Here is a 19887-nt window from a genome sequence, read left to right as displayed (position 1 = left end):
CATATCACATGTATAAGTTAATTCATTAAAGAAGATCCCACAATGAACCATATTAAAAAATGCTCATTGCTAGAAGTTTTAATTTCTAGGGGTGATCAGATTAATATTATTAATGGTCAGTTAATTATAACGCCAGCAAGTAATCAGCAAGTACCTAAAAAGTGGCTTGCTGAAAATTCCGCAAACTTATTAAGAGAAATAGCCTGCGTGCTTGATATAGATGTTTATATCTATGATAACTATTCAACTGGATATTATGGAAAACATAAAAGCTCAGGACTTAATTTACAGTTAATTAATTTAGTAACTGGAGAGGATTGTTATGTAACTTTTAATGTTGAATTAAAAAGAAGTCGTACAACTAAAAATGGAATAAAAGGAAGTTGCTTACCTAAAGGTCAATTTCGCGTAAATAAAAAATATAAATTCTATCAATTTTGGTTATCAACTGGTTTGAGCTTACCGTCGAGACTATCTAGTTTTCATGATTATATGGGAAACTTAAAACATTGTTTTTTTGTACCTACCTTTGATCGTAGTAGTAAGTTAAAAGATAAAATCATTCCTTTAATGAACTGTCACCACAATCAAATTTTAAAGAAGCTTTCACACTGTTTGCCATACAACTCCCATACAATTGCCAGACAACTCCCATACAACAGCCAGACAAGAACGCCAAACAATGATATTACGAAAGCATATGATAATAAAGGCTTACAGGGATATTTCGGTACGTGTCCAGATAAGTACGAATTAAGTAAACAAGGTAGCGCGGTAATAAGTAATTATTTACCTGATACTAATTATATTAAGAAGCCAGAAGAACAAACAACAGACGAGTGGCTTAATGATTGGGAAAAAGCGTAAGACTCATTTCAGTTTATTATTAATATTCTTACATGTTGTTATGCGTTGTTTTTAGTTAATCTTTATTATAATGCTAGAGTGTAAGATATCTTATTAATGGAAAAGTGAAATGGAAATAATAACTTTTATCACATGTATTTTAATGCCTCGATTACTTTTGACATATTATAAAAAGAACATAAAAGTGCATAGCAACATAAATGCTCAATGTGAACATCCAGAATTTATTGATGATTATGCTGATAATTTTATGTGTATCTATCAAACTGACGGGAGCACTATAGTTTCGCTAAACGGGGTAAGTGTGACGGGGCATGCTAGCCATAAATAGTTTAACTTCAATTGCGATGTTATTTTCTGAGCCACCTCTATAAGATTACCTAAAGATGTAAATTCGCCTTACCTAATAAATATTAATAAATTAGGTTATTACTCAAAGTTAACTGCGTACTACGCAATCAATGCGCAGTTATTGAATTATGATAATGTCGATTTTAACAAGTAATGCAGTGTTAATTATTGTGACCGAAAATGGTCATCTAATAAATTATATGTCTCGATAATCTATGCGTTAAAACTTGTCATATCACTCTAACAACCCAAATTAAAGCTATGGGAGTAGTCATAAACAAAGGGGAAATACACTTAAATAGTCAGTATTGACTAAATAAAAGTTAACAACACAATAAGCCTATTATTTTTTTCGTTTAGGTAAAGGTGGAGCATTATTAATATAATCTTCTATCGGACCAATCTGTTTTGTCATGAAGCGATTAAACTCTTCTGCATCTTTCAATTTAGGCGTACTATTTTTTTCTATTCCAAGATGCACTCTAGCTTTTAATAATTCATTACGAAAAACATACTGCCTTTCCCTCATTACTCGAATGCCTTCGGATATTTTAAATGCATTATTACAAGCATTAGAAAAGCTGTCAGGATAAGCTAACCCATTAAATGCAGCTCCTAACTCTTCTTCTGGTATATCCAAGTTGACGGATAAATCCAACTCTTTTCGGGTCTGAGGATTAATTGAATATACTGAATCAAAACTCTTCCCATTAAATTGATTACTAAGTTTTATCACTTTCCTCATTACACCAAAATACTCTACGTAAGCTATAAGAGTAGATTTTTTTGAATCACCTCTAAGTGCTACAAGGTGAAACAAGAGCCCATGAGGGCGATCTAAAACAACATCATTAATATAAAAAGAACAAACATCATTACTACCCGTAGTGTTTTTTAATGTTTTAATGCCTACCTCGCAATCTCTAGGTTTAATACCAAGATTAAAACACATCGCTAAAGCTGTCTTAACAACCGAACAATTTAGATTGACGCCATTAAAAGATAAGTTTATTCCATGTGGGCTATTAACTTTAAATTGCTGTATTTTTAAAGGCTCTCCAACATCTGATTGAGGATATTTATTCTTAACTCCTCGCCACATATTTTTAGCTTCATGCTCAGTTCGTGCAAGCATACGAATATTAACTTTATTGTCATATGGTGTGGACTCAAAAAATGGTTCTTGAGGAGTTAATACGCCTTCAGATGTTAAATTTAAATTAGTACCATCTTTTGTTTTAATTGCCATGCTTTGATTTTTATTTTGAACCCTATCACGCTTAACACCCAAAGCTAATGTGAACCATTTTAGTCGTTCTGACAATTCAAAATCCCAAGAATTACCTAGTGAATTATTACAATCCTTGCAAATAAATCCACAAACAGTTTGCTTCCCACCAATAGAGTTTGGAATTATATGTTCTCTTGAATCATTTTCTTTCGTAATTACTGATTCACAATAAGCGCATTCATTTATATTTGTCATAAAAGCAAAACTCCAAATTAAAGCCTGTTTTTGATAACTTAATTACAAGTATTTATTACTAATTCTACATTGAATTAAGATTACATAATAAACATTAAATCATCTTTGATTTATTTTAAGAGACAATATAAAAATAATTTAAAATTAATTTCCGTGAAATTAGATGACTTTAACTTCTAGTAACACTAGAAGTAACACCAATAAACACAACCAAAATATATAGATAAATTTATCATAGACTTAGACATTAAATTCAGGTCAGGGAGGGCCACCATTTTCATTTCTTATATAATTTAGTCTCGCCCTATCTCACTTAGTTAAAATATAACACTTTATCTGTGAAGTTCTGCGCAATCTCAAAGTTTAAGTAACACTTATAGTGATACAGTGCTCGAAGATCGAATTGCTTATAATATTAATAAAAACACACAAGTATTTATTAAAGCTTCAAACTTAACTGATTCATTTACTCGCCAACGGCTAGATACGAGAATCAGTGAGCCTAGGTAGCAGTTAATATGAGCTCAATTTTCTAATCGCGCTAAAATTAAAGCAATAAACTCAGTTTAATACTCTAAAAGCAGAGGGAATTTTCTGTGCTTTATTAATTTTTCAAACATAAACCAAATAGTTCATTTTGGCTTGATATATTTAACTTAGCATAAGCGCGTTTACGGTAGGTTTGTACACTAGTTATTTTAATGCCTAAATCTAATCCTATTCCCTCGCTAGACAAACCAAGCAAGGCCCTAACACATACTCCTAGCTCTCTTGTTGTTAGCCTTACTATTAATGGCATGTAGTCTTTGCTCTAATACCATTCCATCTTAAGTTTTTCCCACCTTAATCCAATCTCTACTACACATTTTCATGACCCGCTTTGCATCACTCACAAATGAGTTCCATGCATCAGAGCAAGCATCGAGGATGTCATCATAGCCTTGAAAGCACCTATTCGCTAAATGATGTTGGCGCAACCAACTCCAAACTTGCTCTATTGGATTCAACTCGGGTGAATACGGTGGTAACTTAATGATCGTTACGTTGTTAAATTTATCAGCAAGGTAAGCTTGGTGCCATGCAGCACCATCGACAACGATCACCGCATGTCGTCCTTCTTGAGTTTTTTGAGAAATTAAAGCCAAATGTTGTTCCATTACATCCATGTTCATTACTGGAGAAATCAGTGCCTCAGTTGCGCCTGTTGATGGGCAAACAGCACCAAAAAGGTAAGCGTATTCAAACTGTTGTTGCCTAACGGCTCTCGGTCTTGTTCCTTTCTCTGCCCAGAGCCTTGTCGTTGTATTTTGCTGTCCAAAACGTGCTTCGTCTTGGAACCACACATCTATCTCTTTAAGCCTCACATTCCATGGGAGCGTGCGGATCATTTCACTTTCGAATTTTTTTTAAAATCTTCTTGTACTTCATCAGACTGTTTTGGGTGTCGTGAGCGACTTGTTATCCAGCTAAATCCCATTGATTTTAATAACTTAATAAATGGCGTTGGGATGATAATCAACATCAAAATTAGCGTTGATATATAGTCGGATACACTCACCCGTTAGTCGTCCACCCATATCGGATTGGCATTGAGCCTTTATATATTGACTCAATATTTCTTTATCTTGCTCTGTAAGATAGCTAGGTCGCCCTGTAGGTTTTTTACTCTCAAGACCAAGTAAACCTTTGCTGATGTAGTTCGCAACCCAATCATTAACAATTCTTCTACTTATATTAAGTGTTCTAGCAACTTCTGATCTATTCTTACCCGATTTAAAGTGTGAAACGGCTAGCAAGCGTAGCCTCATTCGATGATCTTTTACTTTGTTGGAGAGTATTTTTAATTCTTGTGAGCTATGAGTGTTCAATGTGATTTATTATGAGTAAATAAATGACATTAGATCATATAATTAGACTAATTGGTATAACTCATTAATTTGAGCCTCTCTGGTTAAAAAATCGGATAGTCCACCAGCAAGTCGAGTATGTTTTATCGCACAACTCATCAAAAAATTAGAAACATCCGTTATCTTTTCAATTTCTGTAGAGGTATATTTCTTACTAAAACGATAAAGATTTATACAATATGAACCTCTATCGCTACCTTTTAAGAATGAAAGTCGATCCACTATTTTTATATCGTAATCAAAAAAATGTTGGTAGCTCGAATCCTCAATATCTTCTGGTATCAACCGAGTAAATAAAACTTTATCGCTTTCTTTAGCTTTCACTAACAGTTGTAAACAGGTTCATCGCTCCAGACTGAACCTAAACACCTACGCCTATAGGCGAGGAATTTATTTTAATAAGGAGTGCTCTAATTATTAAATAAATAACGATGTAACTGGCCATTCAGACGAGTATAAATGATCAATGGATTATGGCGATTTGTATAATAACGATTACAGCGTTTTTTGAACACTTAACGTAAAAGCAACGCCTACCGTTTTAATTTTTAAACAAGGTAAAGAAGTTGCTCGCCGTTCAGGTGATTAATGAAATATCAACTTGAAAAGTGGATTAATGAGCATATTACCACCTAATACTAGCCTATATAATAAATAACCGGAATTTGGGTTAAATAGAATATTTCAAAAGACAAGGTAGATAAATTTATTAATAGAATCAGCATTAATTCATCTGTTCACCTTGGTATTCCACCTACCCGTACCAATATAAAATGACATACACTTTAATTAACCACTCATAAGGTAGTTATGAAATATTCTTTATTAGGTAGTAGTGATTTATCGGTTTCTGAGGTTTGCTTAGGTAGCATGACTTGGGGGTTACAAAATAATCAGCAAGAAGCAGATCAACAAATTGATTATGCGTTATCTCAAAATATTAACTTTATTGATACCGCTGAACTTTATGCTGTTCCTCCTGCACCAGAAACCTATGGTAAAACCGAAACGATTATAGGTAACTGGTTATCTAACAATCTCCAGAAAAGAAAAGATATAGTGTTAGCCACAAAAATCTCAGGGCAAGGCTTACCTTGGATCAGAAACGGAGAGCCAATCACGGGTAAAAGCGTAGAGCTTGCAGTTGAAGGCTCGTTAAAACGCTTACAAACTGATTATATTGATTTATTTCAGTTACATTGGCCTAATCGTAGTTTTCCTCATTTTGGAAACCATTGGCCCAATCAAATTGATTTCACACAAACAACTTCAGAGCGTGAAATTGAAGATATGCTTGATATTCTACAAGGATTATCGCGCTGTGTAGAAGCCGGAAAAATTAGACATTGTGGATTATCTGACGATACGCCATGGGGCATTAATACCTATTTAAAGTTAAGTGAACAACATAACTTACCCCGTATTGTTTCTGTTCAAAACGAGTTCAGTTTACTTCATACACAAGATTCCCCTTATTTACTCGAAAACTGCATTCGTGAAAATATCGCGTATTTACCGTGGTCACCTCTGGCTACCGGTATGTTAACGGGTAAATACTTAAATAATACACGCCCAGAAGGTAGCCGATGGACCTATGAACAAAGAAACGGTATATACAGAGACACACCTTCAGCCCATAAAGCAACAGCAGCTTATGTCGATATTGCTAACCAATATAACATTACACCTGCACAACTCGCATTAGCTTGGTGTAAACAAGTACGTGGAGTAACGTCAACAATCATTGGTGCAACTACTATGGACCAACTGAAAGAAAATATTAAAGGATTTGATATTGAATTGAGCACAGAAGCATTAAATGATATTGATGGCGTATTAAGAGATTACCCTACACCTTTTTAATTATTTGATAAAAGATAAATCCCCTAAACTAGTTGAAATGATTAGGGTCTGTTGACCTTTCAGGTATATTTTTGCAGCAATCTGTTTGATTTTTATATAAGACATAGTGATTGATGTGTGGTCGCGCCACATAAAATCACTATAACGATGTAGAAATATCAAACAAGCGCTGCCCAAGGGTTCATTTAAAAACGATTTATTCTTCTGTAAACCTTTTTTACATAGAATGACTATGTGACAAAACGTTTGCCTTGCCTGCACGGATGCAGGTACTTAGGTTTTGTTTGGAACGTAAAACCTGTGACTAAAACGCTTTTAAATTGAACAAACATCATACTCAAAAGAGCAACAGGCCCTAGCTTGGGAGTATTCTCTTTAAAACACAAAGTTGAACATTAAAGTATATAGATCGGCTTCTGGTTTATTAGGTGTTTCAACAAAAGAGCCACGTTGCTCACCAAAGCTTTTAAACTTCTGCCATTCAATATTAAGTGATACGTTGTATAACAAGTCATAACGAAGACCCATCACAAAACTACTGCCTGATTTATCATCATATGTAGAAACACGGGTAATTTTAGCTCTATTTTCACCATACTGAATATAAGGAACAAACTTATTAAGTTTATAGGCTGCGCTGGCATACCAAGTAGAACGTAAATTACCTATTTGTCTTTCAGCAGTTAATAATAATGAATCAAACTCATATTCTAGCCCTAAAGAATAAAGTTCGACGCTATCGTTAAGAAAACTCAGTTCAAAATAAGGAACATCAGGTCTTGCATTTGTAAATTGAAACGTTTGACCAAAGTCAGCGGTAAAGTAAGACAAATTCCAACGGTAATATTCACCAGACAATAAAAAGTTAATACCCGACATACTGTCAATATCTAATTCCACATCAAGAGTATCGCCAGCATCCACTAAACTGGTATTATTAAAGCCAATAAAAGGCATAATTGTTAACTGGTATTCATTAAACAATTCTAAGTTCCAAACAACACTTGCCCCATTATATGCCGTTAGTCCTAATATAGAATTATAGAGCTCTTCTGGAGGTCTGGCATAGTTGTACGCATGGCTAACATAATAATATTCAGAGGCTAAAAATATAGGAATGCGTAAACGCCCCACTCTAAATTCTACTTCACTCATAGAATAGCCCGCATAAGCCCACTCAAGTTCAGGGGCGCTCCATTTATCTTGTGGTCGTTTAACTAATTGTGCAGACGCTTTAAAAGCATCATTAAAATAATCTAATTGAAGCCCCAAAGTAGTATCGCAATCCCAACACGTTTCATCATTAATACCACGGTTCATAATTACTAATGTTTGATTATTTGATTTAGTTAACGAACTAGAACCAAAGCCACTTAGTGATAATTGATCCGTTAATTCTATTTCAGCAAAAGATGAGAAACTAATTGTTGATATAAATAATGCTAAGAGCTTCTTGCTCATTATTGCTTCTCCTTTTTAACAATATAAAGCACATGTGCATTCTCGGGTAATAAATCTATAGGGACGTAACCAATACGGGAAGGTTTTAGTGACATCCATTCAACCAAAGACTCTACCGACCCATTATCTATTTCTTTAGGGGGTCTTGCCTTTCCCGAAAATGAAAGTCTTGCCCAATACGCATTCATTTGAGCTAAATCTTTTCCGAGTAATGCTTGATAGAATCCGTTGCGAACATCGTTACTTTGAGGCCAATCAGACAACTCAAACTTTTCTCCTTGTAAAAGCTTAGTTTTTCCTCTAAAAAGCATTCTTACCTTACTTTTAGTTAATGGCTTAAAGTCTGGGGTTAACGTAAATACAGCATACACATCATTGGCATGTGCCTGAGTAGAGGCAAAGAAACATAAAGTAAGTAATAGAAACCAACGAGACAGCGTATAGTTACCTAATCGCATTCTATTTTTTCCTAAATTAGGTGACTGCTGCATCCTTTCTACCACTTATAGCATTTGATGAATTTATGTTTATACCTGTTACCAATCAAGATGTGTATTTCAGAGCTTTGAGCGATATCAATTCAGGGTAATGCTTTGTCATAATGGTCGTTCCTTTATTAAAAAGCATTGTTTATGAAGTCATTTGGCTCAAACGCTTCTTCGATGCATCTAAAAACAATTTATGAGGCTTATAGGTTCCTACATGGATGTATGTACTTAGATTTCGTTTAAAACGTGAAATCTGCGCCTAAATTTTTTTTAGTTACCACTGAAACCTGCATCTTGAATGGTTACGGGTATATATACTTTAAAGGTAGACCATAAATCTAAATTCTCAAGCCTAAAAGGTATTTCAAATAAAATAGACAAGGGTATAAGGTAAAAATTGAATTAGTGTTCTAGAATAATCTTAATAAACTATTTTATTTTTCAACAACGTTTAACCAATGGATACATAAATGCTCATACTTAGTTTGTGGAACAATCTTAGTATTCGGAAAAAAATCTGGGGACTCGTTCTTTTACCTACCATTGTTATTATTGGTTTATCTAGTCGCCAGGTTTTAGAAGTTAACGATCAACTGACCCGCTTAGAAAAAGCAACTCATGTTATTAACGTGATTGCTAAGCTTAAAGAACTAAACATAGCTTCTTACGCATCAAGATCGTCGGCAAATATTGAAAACGCCCAAAAAGCATTAGCAACACTAACAACCGAAATAAACGTTATTTATTCTCAAAAAGATCTAGCACAATACCAGCAACTCATTGAACAGTATAAAGAAACGATTAAAGCGATAGCGAATGCCGAAGACCCCATTAGTCAACAAGACAGTATTCAATGGCAAAGCGATATATATAAACAACTTTTATTAACCATTGAAAAAACACACTTCAAAGCCCCTATTCAAATTGTTGATAGTAATTTTAAAGCATTACTACAATTAGAGTGGTTAATCTTTTGGGTACAAGAAGAAAACTGGCAAAGTAAAACACTGATTAAAACTCAAAACAGTGAACTAGCAAAATTAATGAGGGATGAAATACGCACTTTAATTCAAAATCAGCAACTGTTTGTCGATCGTTTTGTTGCAATAAATGCAGACGAAAAACAGGTTGAATTATTATTAGCTGCATTCTCTAATGCAGCCTTTGAAGAAAGTAATACCTATCGTGAGTTGTTATTAGATAAAAGCATGACATCTGAAATAACTGAACAAGCTATTGAAGAAGGTATAAATGCTTTTGCGCAACGTTTAGCTCTTTTTCAAAAGGTGACTAATGCAATAGAACAACAGCTAAAACAAGATATTCAACAAGCGATTAGTACCTTTGAAAAACAAAGGCTCATATTTTTCTGCGTAACAGCCATATCTATTTTATTAGTTCTTCTCTTTGGTATTGCTTTAGCGCATCGTATTATTGTTAATTTAAATACCGTAATCGATTTTTTAGATCACAAAGATGACGATGAAAAAGAATTAAAATTGCATATTGAAGGACGCGATGAGCTTAGCCAATTTGCAGAAAAAGTTGAACGACTTACTATTGAAAGACAAAAAAACCAACGTGAATTACTAGCGTCGAAAAACGAAGCGATTACCGCAAAAGAAGAGGCAATAACCGCAAGTAAGGCCAAAAGTAGCTTTCTGGCGAATATGTCGCATGAAATACGAACCCCCTTAAATGGAGTTATTGGTATATCAGACATATTATCAAGTACCCACTTAAGCGCTACCCAAAAAGATTATGTAGATACGATAGAAACATCGTCGCAGCTTTTATTGAGCTTAATAAACGACATTTTAGATTTCTCCAAAATTGAATCCGGTAAACTTCCTATCAGCACTTATACTACCAATCTTCGCGAAAGTGTTTATGATGTTTCCGCAATTATTGCGCCTACATTAAAAGAAAAATCTATTGCGCTTAACATCAATATAGACCCCCATTTACCCCTAACGGTTTTAGCTGACGATCATCGTATAAGACAAGTATTAATGAACCTTATGTCTAATGCCGTAAAATTTACTGAAACAGGCAGTGTATCAATTGGTATTCAATATCAAAAACATAAACAAGACGCTTCATCTTACTTGTTTGAAGTTATTGATACAGGAATAGGTATTAACGAAGCGCAGCAAAAGAAAATTTTTGACCCTTTTTCTCAAGAAGACAATTCAACCACAAGAAAATTTGGTGGTACAGGCCTTGGTCTAGCCATTAGTACACAGCTTATTGAGCTTATGGGAGGAAAGCTTCAACTTGATTCACGAAAAGCAAAAGGCAGTCGATTTTATTTTTATTTACCTCTAGAAGTAGTGGAACTTAAAGGTAAAAAGAATGAGATATTTAATCATACCAATATTGCTATTGTCTGTGATAACACTGAAGTAACCCAAGTTATTAAATACGAACTTAATATATTTGGTATTAATAATATTGAAATTCAACAATCCTTATTAAATCTAACAGTGCCAACGGATAACACACCTCAAATTATTATTTACGCAACCACCGAAGATACATTCGATCACTTAGAACCAATTGACTTAGAGCCTTTTAATCAAGGCAGCAAAGCCTTGTGCTTAGTTCAACCACTTAATGCACCACAAATAGATTTTGGTAACAGTATTAGTGCATTAATTACCTACCCATTATTAGGTAACAAACTACTTAAAGCCCTTGAGCATTGTTGTGAGTTGGCCCGTTCAAATCACCAAAGTATCATAGAAAACACACTACCGACTTCATCAACCAAAAAAATATTACTGGTTGAAGATAATAGAATAAACCAAAAAGTTGTTATATTACATCTCACAAAATTGGGTTACGAATTTGATATTGCCAATGATGGCCAAGAAGCCGTTAACCTTTTTACAGCTAACCACTACGACCTCATTTTAATGGATTGTATGATGCCGATAAAAGATGGTTTTGTTGCAACAAAAGAGATCCGTCAATACGAAAAAATACATAAAAAAACGCCAACAACAATTATTGCATTAACAGCAAGTGTGGTCGAAGAAGATATACAACAGTGTTTTGCTTGCGGTATGAATGATTATCTTCCTAAGCCATTTAAAGCCGAAATACTCAAAAGTAAAATACTCAATGCGATGAATGATCTCCATCAAGCGCAAGAAGGATCTTTAGAAACAACCACCCAGACAAAATCCGAACAAGGGATAGAAGAAGAGCAGAGCAATAAAGAGCAGTCCAATTCTATACGAGTATTACTTGTTGAAGACAACCGTATTAATCAAAAAGTTGCCGCATTGCTTTTCCAAAAAGTAGGTTATCAACATGTAGTAGCGAATAACGGCCAAGAAGCCATAGATATTTACAGTAAAGACCAAAATTTTCAGATTATACTAATGGATTTAATGATGCCGATAAAAGATGGGTTTGAAGCCAGTATAGACATACGTGCTTATGAAAAATCTAATGGAATCGCTGAAACACCTATTATTGCCGTAACAGCAAGCGTCGTAAACGACGATATTGAACAATGTTTTAAAGTTGGCATGAACGCTTACATACCAAAACCTATTCAGCCAAATAAGTTATATAATGAAATAGAAAATTGCCTGAAGAACAATACTTAACCTCAGCTCGGGATAAGCAAAGTTACTCAACAAGCTATTTTTATGCCTAACTTCGTTGAATTTATTACTAATAGCCAGCTATTAGATAGAAAAATTCGCCTTGTTATACACAAAAATATCAATGTTGAGAGACTAATATAACTTAGGAAAACAACAATACAGATTAAGGTTTTGATAAATAAGATTTTTAATTCATTATCTAACATTCATTAACCCGAGTTGAGGTTACTTAAATTATAGCAATTACATTAAATCAACAATAGCCTGATCGAATACACTATTATCTTTTATTGCAATACTGATCATCATAGCACCTTCTAATACTGATATTGTTTTAATAGCAAGCTGTTTAGCGGATACAGCATCCGTTGTTTTTACACATAAATAAGCTTGTTCAAGCCATGCTAAGTTTTTCTTGAAAAAACGTTTTATTTCTCCCCTAACTTGCTCGGGTAAAACATCAGACTCCGCACCTAGTAACCCACATAAACACATTTTTTTATCTTGATGTAGCGCTTGCCTAAATTGCTCAACATAAATAGCCACAGGGTTTTTACCTGAGTCTTTATGGATTTTTGGGTCACCTAAAGCATTGATAAAATTATCAGTATAAAGTTTGGCAAGTTCAGCACCTAAATCAGCCTTAGTTGGAAAATGATAATGCACACTTGCACTTTTAATTCCTATATCTTTTGCTAACTCTCTAAAACTAAAATTGTTATATCCGCCCTCGCGCACTTTGTTTTGTGCTAGCTGTAAAAGTTCTTGTTTTCTTGACATATATACTTACCTTTAATGACCTAAACCAATTATCCATGAGGATAAATGGGTTGACAAGAAACATTATACACATAAAACTTCCTATCGATAGATAGCTAAGAGAATAGGAAACAGCATGAAAACTTCAAATATAATTATTGGGGGAGGTTTAGCGGGGCTTTTGTCTGCACGGGCGTTGGAAAGAAAAGGCTTACCCTACATATTACTAGAAGCTAATGCTGAGCTAGGCGGCCGTATTATTGGTGTAAAAGACAATAATACTGAACATCACCACGACTTAGGGCCAACATGGATTTTTCCACATCAACATAATATACAAGCATTATTAACTGAACTAGAGTTGTCTTATTTTGAGCAATACACACAAGGCGATGCATTATTTCAAAAACAAGGTAATCAAGGTGTTACACGTACAGTTGGTGCGGGAGCCATGAGTATGTATCGAATACAAGGGGGATTACCGCCCTAATTAACACCCTTTACAATAAACTCAATCCTAACAACATCAAAACAAGCCATGCTGTAATACAGGTAAAGCAAGAAAATGGAAGTTGGACTGTAACAGTAAAACAACAAGGTAACACTGTTGTTTTTAAAGCAAACAATCTGATATTGGCATTACCCCCACGTATGATAATACAACACCTAACTCCCACAAATTGGGCTTCAATCTCGTTACAAAAGGCATTAAAGCAAGTCCCCACATGGATGGCTGCACAAGCGAAATTTATTGCAACTTATCCCACTCCTTTTTGGCGCGAACAATCATTATCAGGCCAGGCTTTTAGCCAACAGGGTCCAATGCAAGAAATACACGATGCTTGCGCAAACAATGAACCTTCTTATGCATTATTTGGTTTTATTGGTATTCCAGCAATATCACGTAGCCAGTACAGTGAAGCACAAATAAAACAAGCATGCTTAAGCCAATTAGCGCTATTGTACGGAGAGCAAGCCAAAAAAGTAGAAAATACCTACTTTAAAGATTGGGCCACAAGTGAATATATAACATCAGAGTTAGATCTTAATGAACCACCACAACACCCTTACTTTGATAGTAAGTATCATCAAAAAGAACTCACAGAGAAAAAGATATTTTTAGTTGGGAGCGAGTTTTCGACAATAGATGCGGGATACCTTGAAGGCGCTGTGTGTGCCGTTAATGATGTAATAAACAAAATACCCTAAAAGTAATTTTTACATTACATCACAAGATAACCCACTGAAAATATTATAGTTTAAATTAACACCATAACAATATAGATATTTAAGACTATAAAGGTAATTGACTTATTTTATTTAACCTATCAAGATACCTACCAGTAGATAGTTTGGGTTTTATATATAGCATCACTCTAAGCTTGAACAAACAACCACCTTTAACTGTTCAATACACTTTTTAAAATAAAGAGAAAACATAATGAAAATATATGACGTAGAAAACTTCCCTAACCCGCTTCGTGTACGTATTGCATTGGCAGAAAAAAATGCAGCTGATAAAGCGATATTTATTCCTGTAGACTTAATGAATGGCAAACATCGTTCAGCTGAATTCTTAGCAAAAAATCCTGCCGGTGGCGTTCCTGTTTTAGAGCTTGATGATGGTACTTTTATTTCGGAATGCTCTGCTATTATTGAATATATTGACCACGAGTTTGCAGGCCCATCTTTAACGGGTAACACACCTAAAAGCCGAGCGGTTATCAGTATGATGCAACGTCGAGCAGAGTCTATGGTATTAGATGCCGTGGCAACGTACTTCCATCATGCAACAGACGGATTAGGCCCAGTACTTGAAACATATCAAAACAAAGAATGGGGTCAAAAACAAATGGAAAAAGCACTGGCTGGCTTAGCCTATTTTGATTCTGTATTAGCAAATAGTGCGTTTCTCGCTGGCGACGAATTCACCGTTGCTGATATCACACTACATGCGGGTTTAGTCTTTGCTGGTTTTGCACAAATTGACGTACCTAAAGAATTAGTAAACGTAATAGCATGGCAAGCTCGTATAGCTACTCGTCCTAGCATAGCAGCTTAATTACAAACCAAATAATAGGAACTCAACATGAAAATTGCCGCCGACTTTAGTAAACGTGAAATAGTACACAGCAACACTCTACCTTGGGTAGCATCACCAATGGTAGGTGTAGACCGACGTGCCCTTGATCGTGCTGGCGATGAAGTTGCTAGAGCAACTACCGTAGTTCGTTATGCCCCAGGTAGTAAATTCTCACCCCATGTACACACAGGTGGTGAAGAATTTATAGTACTCGAAGGGGTATTTCAAGACGAGCATGGCGACTTCCCTGTTGGTTCTTATATTCGCAACCCTCCACAATCAAGTCATACACCTAGCTCAAAAGATGGCTGCGTAATAATGGTTAAACTTTGGCAATTCCAACCTGAAGACCGAACACATGTTCGTTTACAAATGAATGCTATGGGAAAAGTAGCAATCCCCAATGAAGCAGACGTTCAAATAACACCCTTGTATAAAGATCACATTGAAGAAGTATCGTTACTGCATTTTGATGGAAACGCTCAACTTAACTTCACACCTGCAGGTGGAACAGAGCTTTTTGTACTAGAGGGCGATATTAATGAACAACAAGATAACTTAGTAAAACACAGTTGGGCCAGACTACCTATAAATCATAGCGTCAACATTACAGCAGGCAGTAATGGCGCAAAAGTTTGGATAAAAACAGGCCACTTAGTTGATGTAGAAAATCAAATTGAACGCGTAAATCAAGCATAGCAATATTTACAGAAAATTTTGACAGCTAGTTCAGATTATTTAAAAAGATAATACATTGATTACTGGTAGTAATTTATTAACAAGTAGCATAGCGTACTACTGAATAAATACTTGATGCTGTAATATTCACTACAGCATCAATCAGTTAAAGTTGAAAATGTCCTGAACGCTCAGGTTGATATGTCACTTTACTTACCTTCACTAATAAATTTCCTCCTCCTGGTTTAGGCCAAGAGATCTCATCCCCCTCACTTAAACCCAGTAAAGCACTTCCTACTGGAGCTAATATAGAAATATTATTCCCCTTATTAGCCAAATCTTTAGGATAAACAAGCGTCAAAGAAAACTCTTTTTCTGTTGAAGCAACCGTAAACACAATAGTTGAATTCATCGTTACCACATTAGCAGGTACCTGCTCTGGCAAAACGATATTAGCTCTTGATAACTCTACGATTAAATCATCTAAATTAGGGTAAGACTTTTCATCAAGAGTATCAATTAATCGATCTAGCCTTTCAGCATCAATCGAAGATATTGTGATATTTGGCTTTTGCATTAGGTGTAACTCCATATAAATGCATTAATTTAAAGTAATAGACAATCATACCAATTAAAAACTTAATAGCGAGTGTAATAATAGAGATAAAACAATATATTTTAATTGCTCTATTTCCCTTTTTTAGTGTTAGTTAATTTTTTCTTTTAAAAGCCCATTATTAGGTAAATAAGCAAAATTAAAGATAAGTAGATTCAAAATCCATTATTTCAAGTTCAGGTTAGGTATTAAATATTGTATAAACTAAACTAGAAATTTGTATAAATACCCTTTAAAGTCTCACCAAAAAAGTGCATTAACATATTCAGCTTAATCTTCTCCCTTTTATTGTCGTTAAATTTTTACGACTCAACCCGACGATGTAACTAAAATGAATCATATTATCTGGAATCAACTCTTATCAATCAGTGATAAATTAAACGAATCTGAAGCATTAACCGAAAACACTATAGAAAAACTAATAGCCCAATTGGAGTCTATTAATATTGCTCACGAGCGTTCATTTGATCCTGCAGAAAATTTTGAAGAATATGTGGCTGTAACTCTATGCCAAGCAATAAATAAAGTATTAAAAACGGGAAATTCGTAACGTTTTAATAAAGATGAGAAACCCTCAGATAGATAGTGATTAAGCAACCTTTTGAACCAACTGACACGGTATAGGCTTACCAATGCCATATCCTTGAACTAGGTCAATTCCCATATCGGCTAATGCAACTCTCAGTTCATCATTCTCAACAAACTCGGCGATAGTCTGCATATTCATCATTTTAGCCACTTCATGAATTGATTTGATAATAGCTCTATCAATGGGTTCACAAAGCATACTTGTGATCAGACTACCGTCAATTTTAAGATAATCCACAGGAAGCTGTTTTAAATACCCAAACGAAGACGCACCGCTGCCAAAATCATCTAAAGCAAATTTAATACCTAGCTTTTTCATTTTATCGATAAATAACAGCGCACTCGATAGGTTTGAAATAACCGCAGTTTCCGTAATTTCAAAACATATATTACGACAATCGATTGAAGAGTTAAGTACGAGTGTTGTAAGTTTTTTAATAAACTCTTCGTTGCTTAAACTTAGTCCTGATAAATTTATAGAAACGAGTGTATCTGGTGAAAAATAGTTACTGTAATTGTCAAAAACATTCTGTACAACCCATGAATCAATTAACGTAATAACACCATATTTTTCAGCTGCGGGAATAAATGAAGCCGGTGAAACATTTACACCATTGTCGTCTTTAAAACGAAGTAAAATCTCGTAATGTAAATGCGAATCATCGTAACTTGCATTGGCTATGGGCTGCTTAACTAAATAGAACTGATTGTTCTTGAGTGCCTGCGTTATATTGGCTATATATCCCATTTGAATAGCTTCAGCGTGTAATTCCATGTTATTAGGGTCAGCAAAATAAACCCTGTCTCGACCTAAGTCTTTGGCTTTATAGCATGAAAGGTCTGCTTTACTTAATAATTCGATTTCTGATAAATCACGATCTAGTGGCACCATGCCTATACTCATACCTACCGCAATTTTCTTATCATTCCATTGAAAATGAAATTGATTGATTTTTTTTACGATATTTTCGCATAAAGCTAATGCTTTTTCCTGTGACTTATCAACGAGTAACAATCCAAATTCATCACCGCCAAATCGACCTAAAACATCTTCTTCTTCAATACATGAACTAATTTCATCCGCTATTTTGGTGAGCATAGCATCACCCACTAAATGACCTGCCGTATCGTTAACCAGCTTGAAGCGGTCTAAATCTAAAAAACAGATAAATGAGGATATTTTAGGTACTTTCTTAATTTCTTTTTTAAGTTGTACAAGAAAACTCCCTCTATTAATGAGCCCTGTAAGCACATCGTATTCAGCTTGATAGGCCAGTTTTTCTGTAAGTTGCTGCTCCATGGTTACGTCGTTACATATTCCTCTATATCCAATATATTCGCCAGACTTATTAAACATTGGGCCGCCATTAATAACCAATACCTTCACTCGATCTCGTGCTATTTTTCTTTTAAATATAAAGCGTTCAATTGGTAGCTTACGTTTAAATACGTTTTTAGCTTTTTCTAATGGAAATTCATTAATATTTTCATCTTGAAAAATATAGCCAAAGTAATGCCCTTTTAGCTCTTCTATAGACTTACCAAGAAGCACCTCAGTGTTACCTGATAAATACGTTATTTTATGATTTGTATCTATTTCCCAAAAAACATTCGCCCCCGCCTGCGCAAGTTGTTTATATCTGTTTTCGTTGTTAGTGAGAATAGCTTGTGTTTGACGACCACGGCGAACCAGCTCAATTAAAAGCCCAATAATTAACAATGCAATGGTAAATACCGTTAACGCTCCAAAAACTAACTCTTTGTTTTTTTCATAAAAAGATTCTTCTTTATTAATAAACAGGCTACCAGCAGGAATATGACCATTGGCATACTTGTAATGTTGAATTAATGGCCAGTTAAATGTCCAAATTGATTTCGCTTTAATGATAGGTGGTAGTTCAGTGACTTTTGTACCTTCTAAAATACGACGAGCGTATAACGCCCCTTGTTCACCGTGCTTTTCACCATTGAGCATATGCACTCCCAATGCACCATATTTTATTGATGTACTTGAAAGGGTAAATAGAGGGTTTTTTATATTAGAAGTTAATATGGATGTGCCTTCATCCCACGATAATAAAGAATTATTTGTAGACGATTTAACTATTTGACCTATTTTAAAAATGGGTACTCTTGGAGAGTATTGCCTCAGCTTATTTATAATTTGATCTTTCTTTAAGTCAATCAATACGTGAATATTACTAGGTGCATTCTTGCTATGTTTAACTTTATTAAGCTTAGATAAATTAGCTTGTCCAGGCTTACTACTGTCGGTAATAATAATTAATTCATCGATTTGTGTTAAATTTTTAATATCAAACACTGCACTGGCAACATCTCTATTCTCAAATGCACCTGTAATATTAGGCGTATTAATCAGCTGATTATCGACATTGTTTATTCCTAAAAAAACTATAGGAATATTTTCAAATAATGTAACTCTGTTTTCTCTCACCAATGCTAAGGCCGCATCATCTGAAACAATAATGACATCGAGCACAGTATCGGCATATTTATCTTGAATATACTCAAGAAACTTCGTTTTGTGAGAAAATAAAGGATAACGTTTTGTATCCATATACTCATGATATACAGATAAATCAGTTGAATTACCGAGGCTTTTATCTATCCCTCTCTTAATCATTTGTACCCATATATGTTCAGCATGATAAGAATGTAAAACCAAAACTGATTGGTTAGCATAGGCAATGCCACCCAATAATAAGCATAATGTTATCAAAAAAGACAAAATATAAGTGTGTGTTCGTTTTATCATTTATTATTTTTTATTTTTTATTTTAAAAACACTAAAAGTTAATAAGTCCCAAAAAAGTTTAATATTCGTTAACAGGTAAAATGACATGAATCATGATTCAACCGTAACTAATATAACTATAGCTGAAAAACGTAACTTAGCTCAATAAATAATCATTGATCGTCTCACACTATTTACCCCCTCTCAGTAAAACATGAAAATAACAAATAAAACAAAGGCTTAACTATTTTACTCGTAGTTATAAATAACTTGTGTATTAACTGTATTTTTAACGTTATCAACAGAAAAAGAATATACACTTTCCTTACGCTCAATATCTGTATAGGTAATGATCTAGTGCATCA

Annotated in this window: 16 protein-coding genes and 1 pseudogene; 8 read left to right on the top strand and 9 right to left on the bottom strand. The window is 34.5% G+C overall.

Going from position 1 to position 19887, the window contains the following annotated elements:
* The first annotated feature begins 42 nt into the window (after positions 1-42).
* Positions 43-867, top strand: a complete 825-nt coding sequence (locus tag AC0L5Q_RS17795; protein WP_473612427.1) for a hypothetical protein — start codon at positions 43-45, stop codon at positions 865-867.
* A 694-nt stretch (positions 868-1561) separates the two neighbouring features.
* Here AC0L5Q_RS17795 and AC0L5Q_RS17790 read toward each other — a convergent pair.
* The 4 genes and pseudogenes from AC0L5Q_RS17790 to AC0L5Q_RS17775 all read right to left on the bottom strand — a co-directional run bounded on the left by AC0L5Q_RS17790 (position 1562) and on the right by AC0L5Q_RS17775 (position 4935).
* Entirely contained in the window at positions 1562-2704 is a 1143-nt protein-coding gene (locus AC0L5Q_RS17790) for an HNH endonuclease (protein ID WP_473612423.1), read from the bottom strand.
* A gap of 604 nt (positions 2705-3308) precedes the next feature.
* Positions 3309-3503 (bottom strand): helix-turn-helix transcriptional regulator, encoded by a 195-nt coding sequence (locus AC0L5Q_RS17785; protein ID WP_473612419.1) that lies wholly within the window; start codon positions 3501-3503, stop codon positions 3309-3311.
* 28 nt (positions 3504-3531) lie between these two features.
* Positions 3532-4512 (bottom strand): annotated as a pseudogene (locus AC0L5Q_RS17780) (IS630 family transposase).
* 102 nt (positions 4513-4614) lie between these two features.
* Positions 4615-4935, bottom strand: a complete 321-nt coding sequence (locus AC0L5Q_RS17775; RefSeq protein WP_473612415.1) for a hypothetical protein — start codon at positions 4933-4935, stop codon at positions 4615-4617.
* Positions 4936-5421: 486 nt separating this feature from the next.
* On the opposite strand from AC0L5Q_RS17775, the gene AC0L5Q_RS17770 reads away from it, so the two are divergent.
* Complete coding sequence (locus AC0L5Q_RS17770; RefSeq protein WP_473612411.1) at positions 5422-6474, top strand: aldo/keto reductase; 1053 nt, start codon at positions 5422-5424, stop codon at positions 6472-6474.
* A gap of 375 nt (positions 6475-6849) precedes the next feature.
* Here the strand turns inward: AC0L5Q_RS17770 and AC0L5Q_RS17765 are convergent, their stop codons facing one another.
* Complete coding sequence (locus AC0L5Q_RS17765; protein WP_473612407.1) at positions 6850-7935, bottom strand: hypothetical protein; 1086 nt, start codon at positions 7933-7935, stop codon at positions 6850-6852.
* The gene (locus tag AC0L5Q_RS17760) at positions 7935-8426 is read right to left on the bottom strand and encodes a hypothetical protein (RefSeq protein ID WP_473612404.1); all 492 of its coding nucleotides are present in this window, start codon (positions 8424-8426) and stop codon (positions 7935-7937) included. The genes AC0L5Q_RS17765 and AC0L5Q_RS17760 overlap by 1 nt, the downstream gene beginning before the upstream one ends.
* Before the next feature lie 467 nt (positions 8427-8893).
* Between AC0L5Q_RS17760 and AC0L5Q_RS17755 the strand changes: the two genes are divergently transcribed.
* A complete protein-coding gene (locus tag AC0L5Q_RS17755; RefSeq protein ID WP_473612401.1) occupies positions 8894-12043 on the top strand; it encodes a response regulator in 3150 nt (1049 codons plus the stop codon).
* 243 nt (positions 12044-12286) lie between these two features.
* Here the strand turns inward: AC0L5Q_RS17755 and AC0L5Q_RS17750 are convergent, their stop codons facing one another.
* A complete protein-coding gene (locus AC0L5Q_RS17750; RefSeq protein ID WP_473612397.1) occupies positions 12287-12823 on the bottom strand; it encodes a TetR/AcrR family transcriptional regulator in 537 nt (178 codons plus the stop codon).
* Between the two features lie 115 nt (positions 12824-12938).
* Here AC0L5Q_RS17750 and AC0L5Q_RS17745 point away from each other — a divergent pair, with 115 nt between their 5' ends.
* The 4 genes from AC0L5Q_RS17745 (at position 12939) to AC0L5Q_RS17730 (ending at position 15584) form a co-directional block, all read left to right on the top strand.
* On the top strand, positions 12939-13292 hold the full coding sequence (locus AC0L5Q_RS17745) for an NAD(P)-binding protein (protein ID WP_473612394.1): 354 nt from the start codon (positions 12939-12941) through the stop codon (positions 13290-13292).
* Complete coding sequence (locus AC0L5Q_RS17740; protein ID WP_473618330.1) at positions 13280-14011, top strand: FAD-dependent oxidoreductase; 732 nt, start codon at positions 13280-13282, stop codon at positions 14009-14011. Before AC0L5Q_RS17745 ends, AC0L5Q_RS17740 begins: the two co-directional genes overlap by 13 nt.
* Positions 14012-14243: 232 nt before the next feature.
* Complete coding sequence (locus AC0L5Q_RS17735) at positions 14244-14864, top strand: glutathione S-transferase family protein (RefSeq protein WP_473612391.1); 621 nt, start codon at positions 14244-14246, stop codon at positions 14862-14864.
* A 27-nt stretch (positions 14865-14891) separates the two neighbouring features.
* The gene (locus AC0L5Q_RS17730) at positions 14892-15584 is read left to right on the top strand and encodes a cupin domain-containing protein (RefSeq protein WP_473612388.1); all 693 of its coding nucleotides are present in this window, start codon (positions 14892-14894) and stop codon (positions 15582-15584) included.
* Between the two features lie 145 nt (positions 15585-15729).
* Here AC0L5Q_RS17730 and rnk read toward each other — a convergent pair whose 3' ends face one another.
* Positions 15730-16140: a nucleoside diphosphate kinase regulator gene (gene rnk / locus AC0L5Q_RS17725; protein WP_473612384.1), complete on the bottom strand. Its 411-nt coding sequence runs from the start codon at positions 16138-16140 to the stop codon at positions 15730-15732.
* Positions 16141-16510: 370 nt separating this feature from the next.
* Between rnk and AC0L5Q_RS17720 the strand changes: the two genes are divergently transcribed.
* Positions 16511-16729, top strand: a complete 219-nt coding sequence (locus AC0L5Q_RS17720) for a hypothetical protein (RefSeq protein ID WP_473612379.1) — start codon at positions 16511-16513, stop codon at positions 16727-16729.
* A 39-nt stretch (positions 16730-16768) separates the two neighbouring features.
* Here AC0L5Q_RS17720 and AC0L5Q_RS17715 read toward each other — a convergent pair whose 3' ends face one another.
* Entirely contained in the window at positions 16769-19345 is a 2577-nt protein-coding gene (locus AC0L5Q_RS17715; protein ID WP_473612376.1) for an EAL domain-containing protein, read from the bottom strand.
* Positions 19346-19887 lie beyond the last annotated feature (542 nt).

This window comes from Pseudocolwellia sp. G5-9 (genome assembly GCF_055808995.1).
Note: the sequence above shows the minus strand (reverse complement) of the source record. Positions and strands in the feature narration are given on the sequence as shown.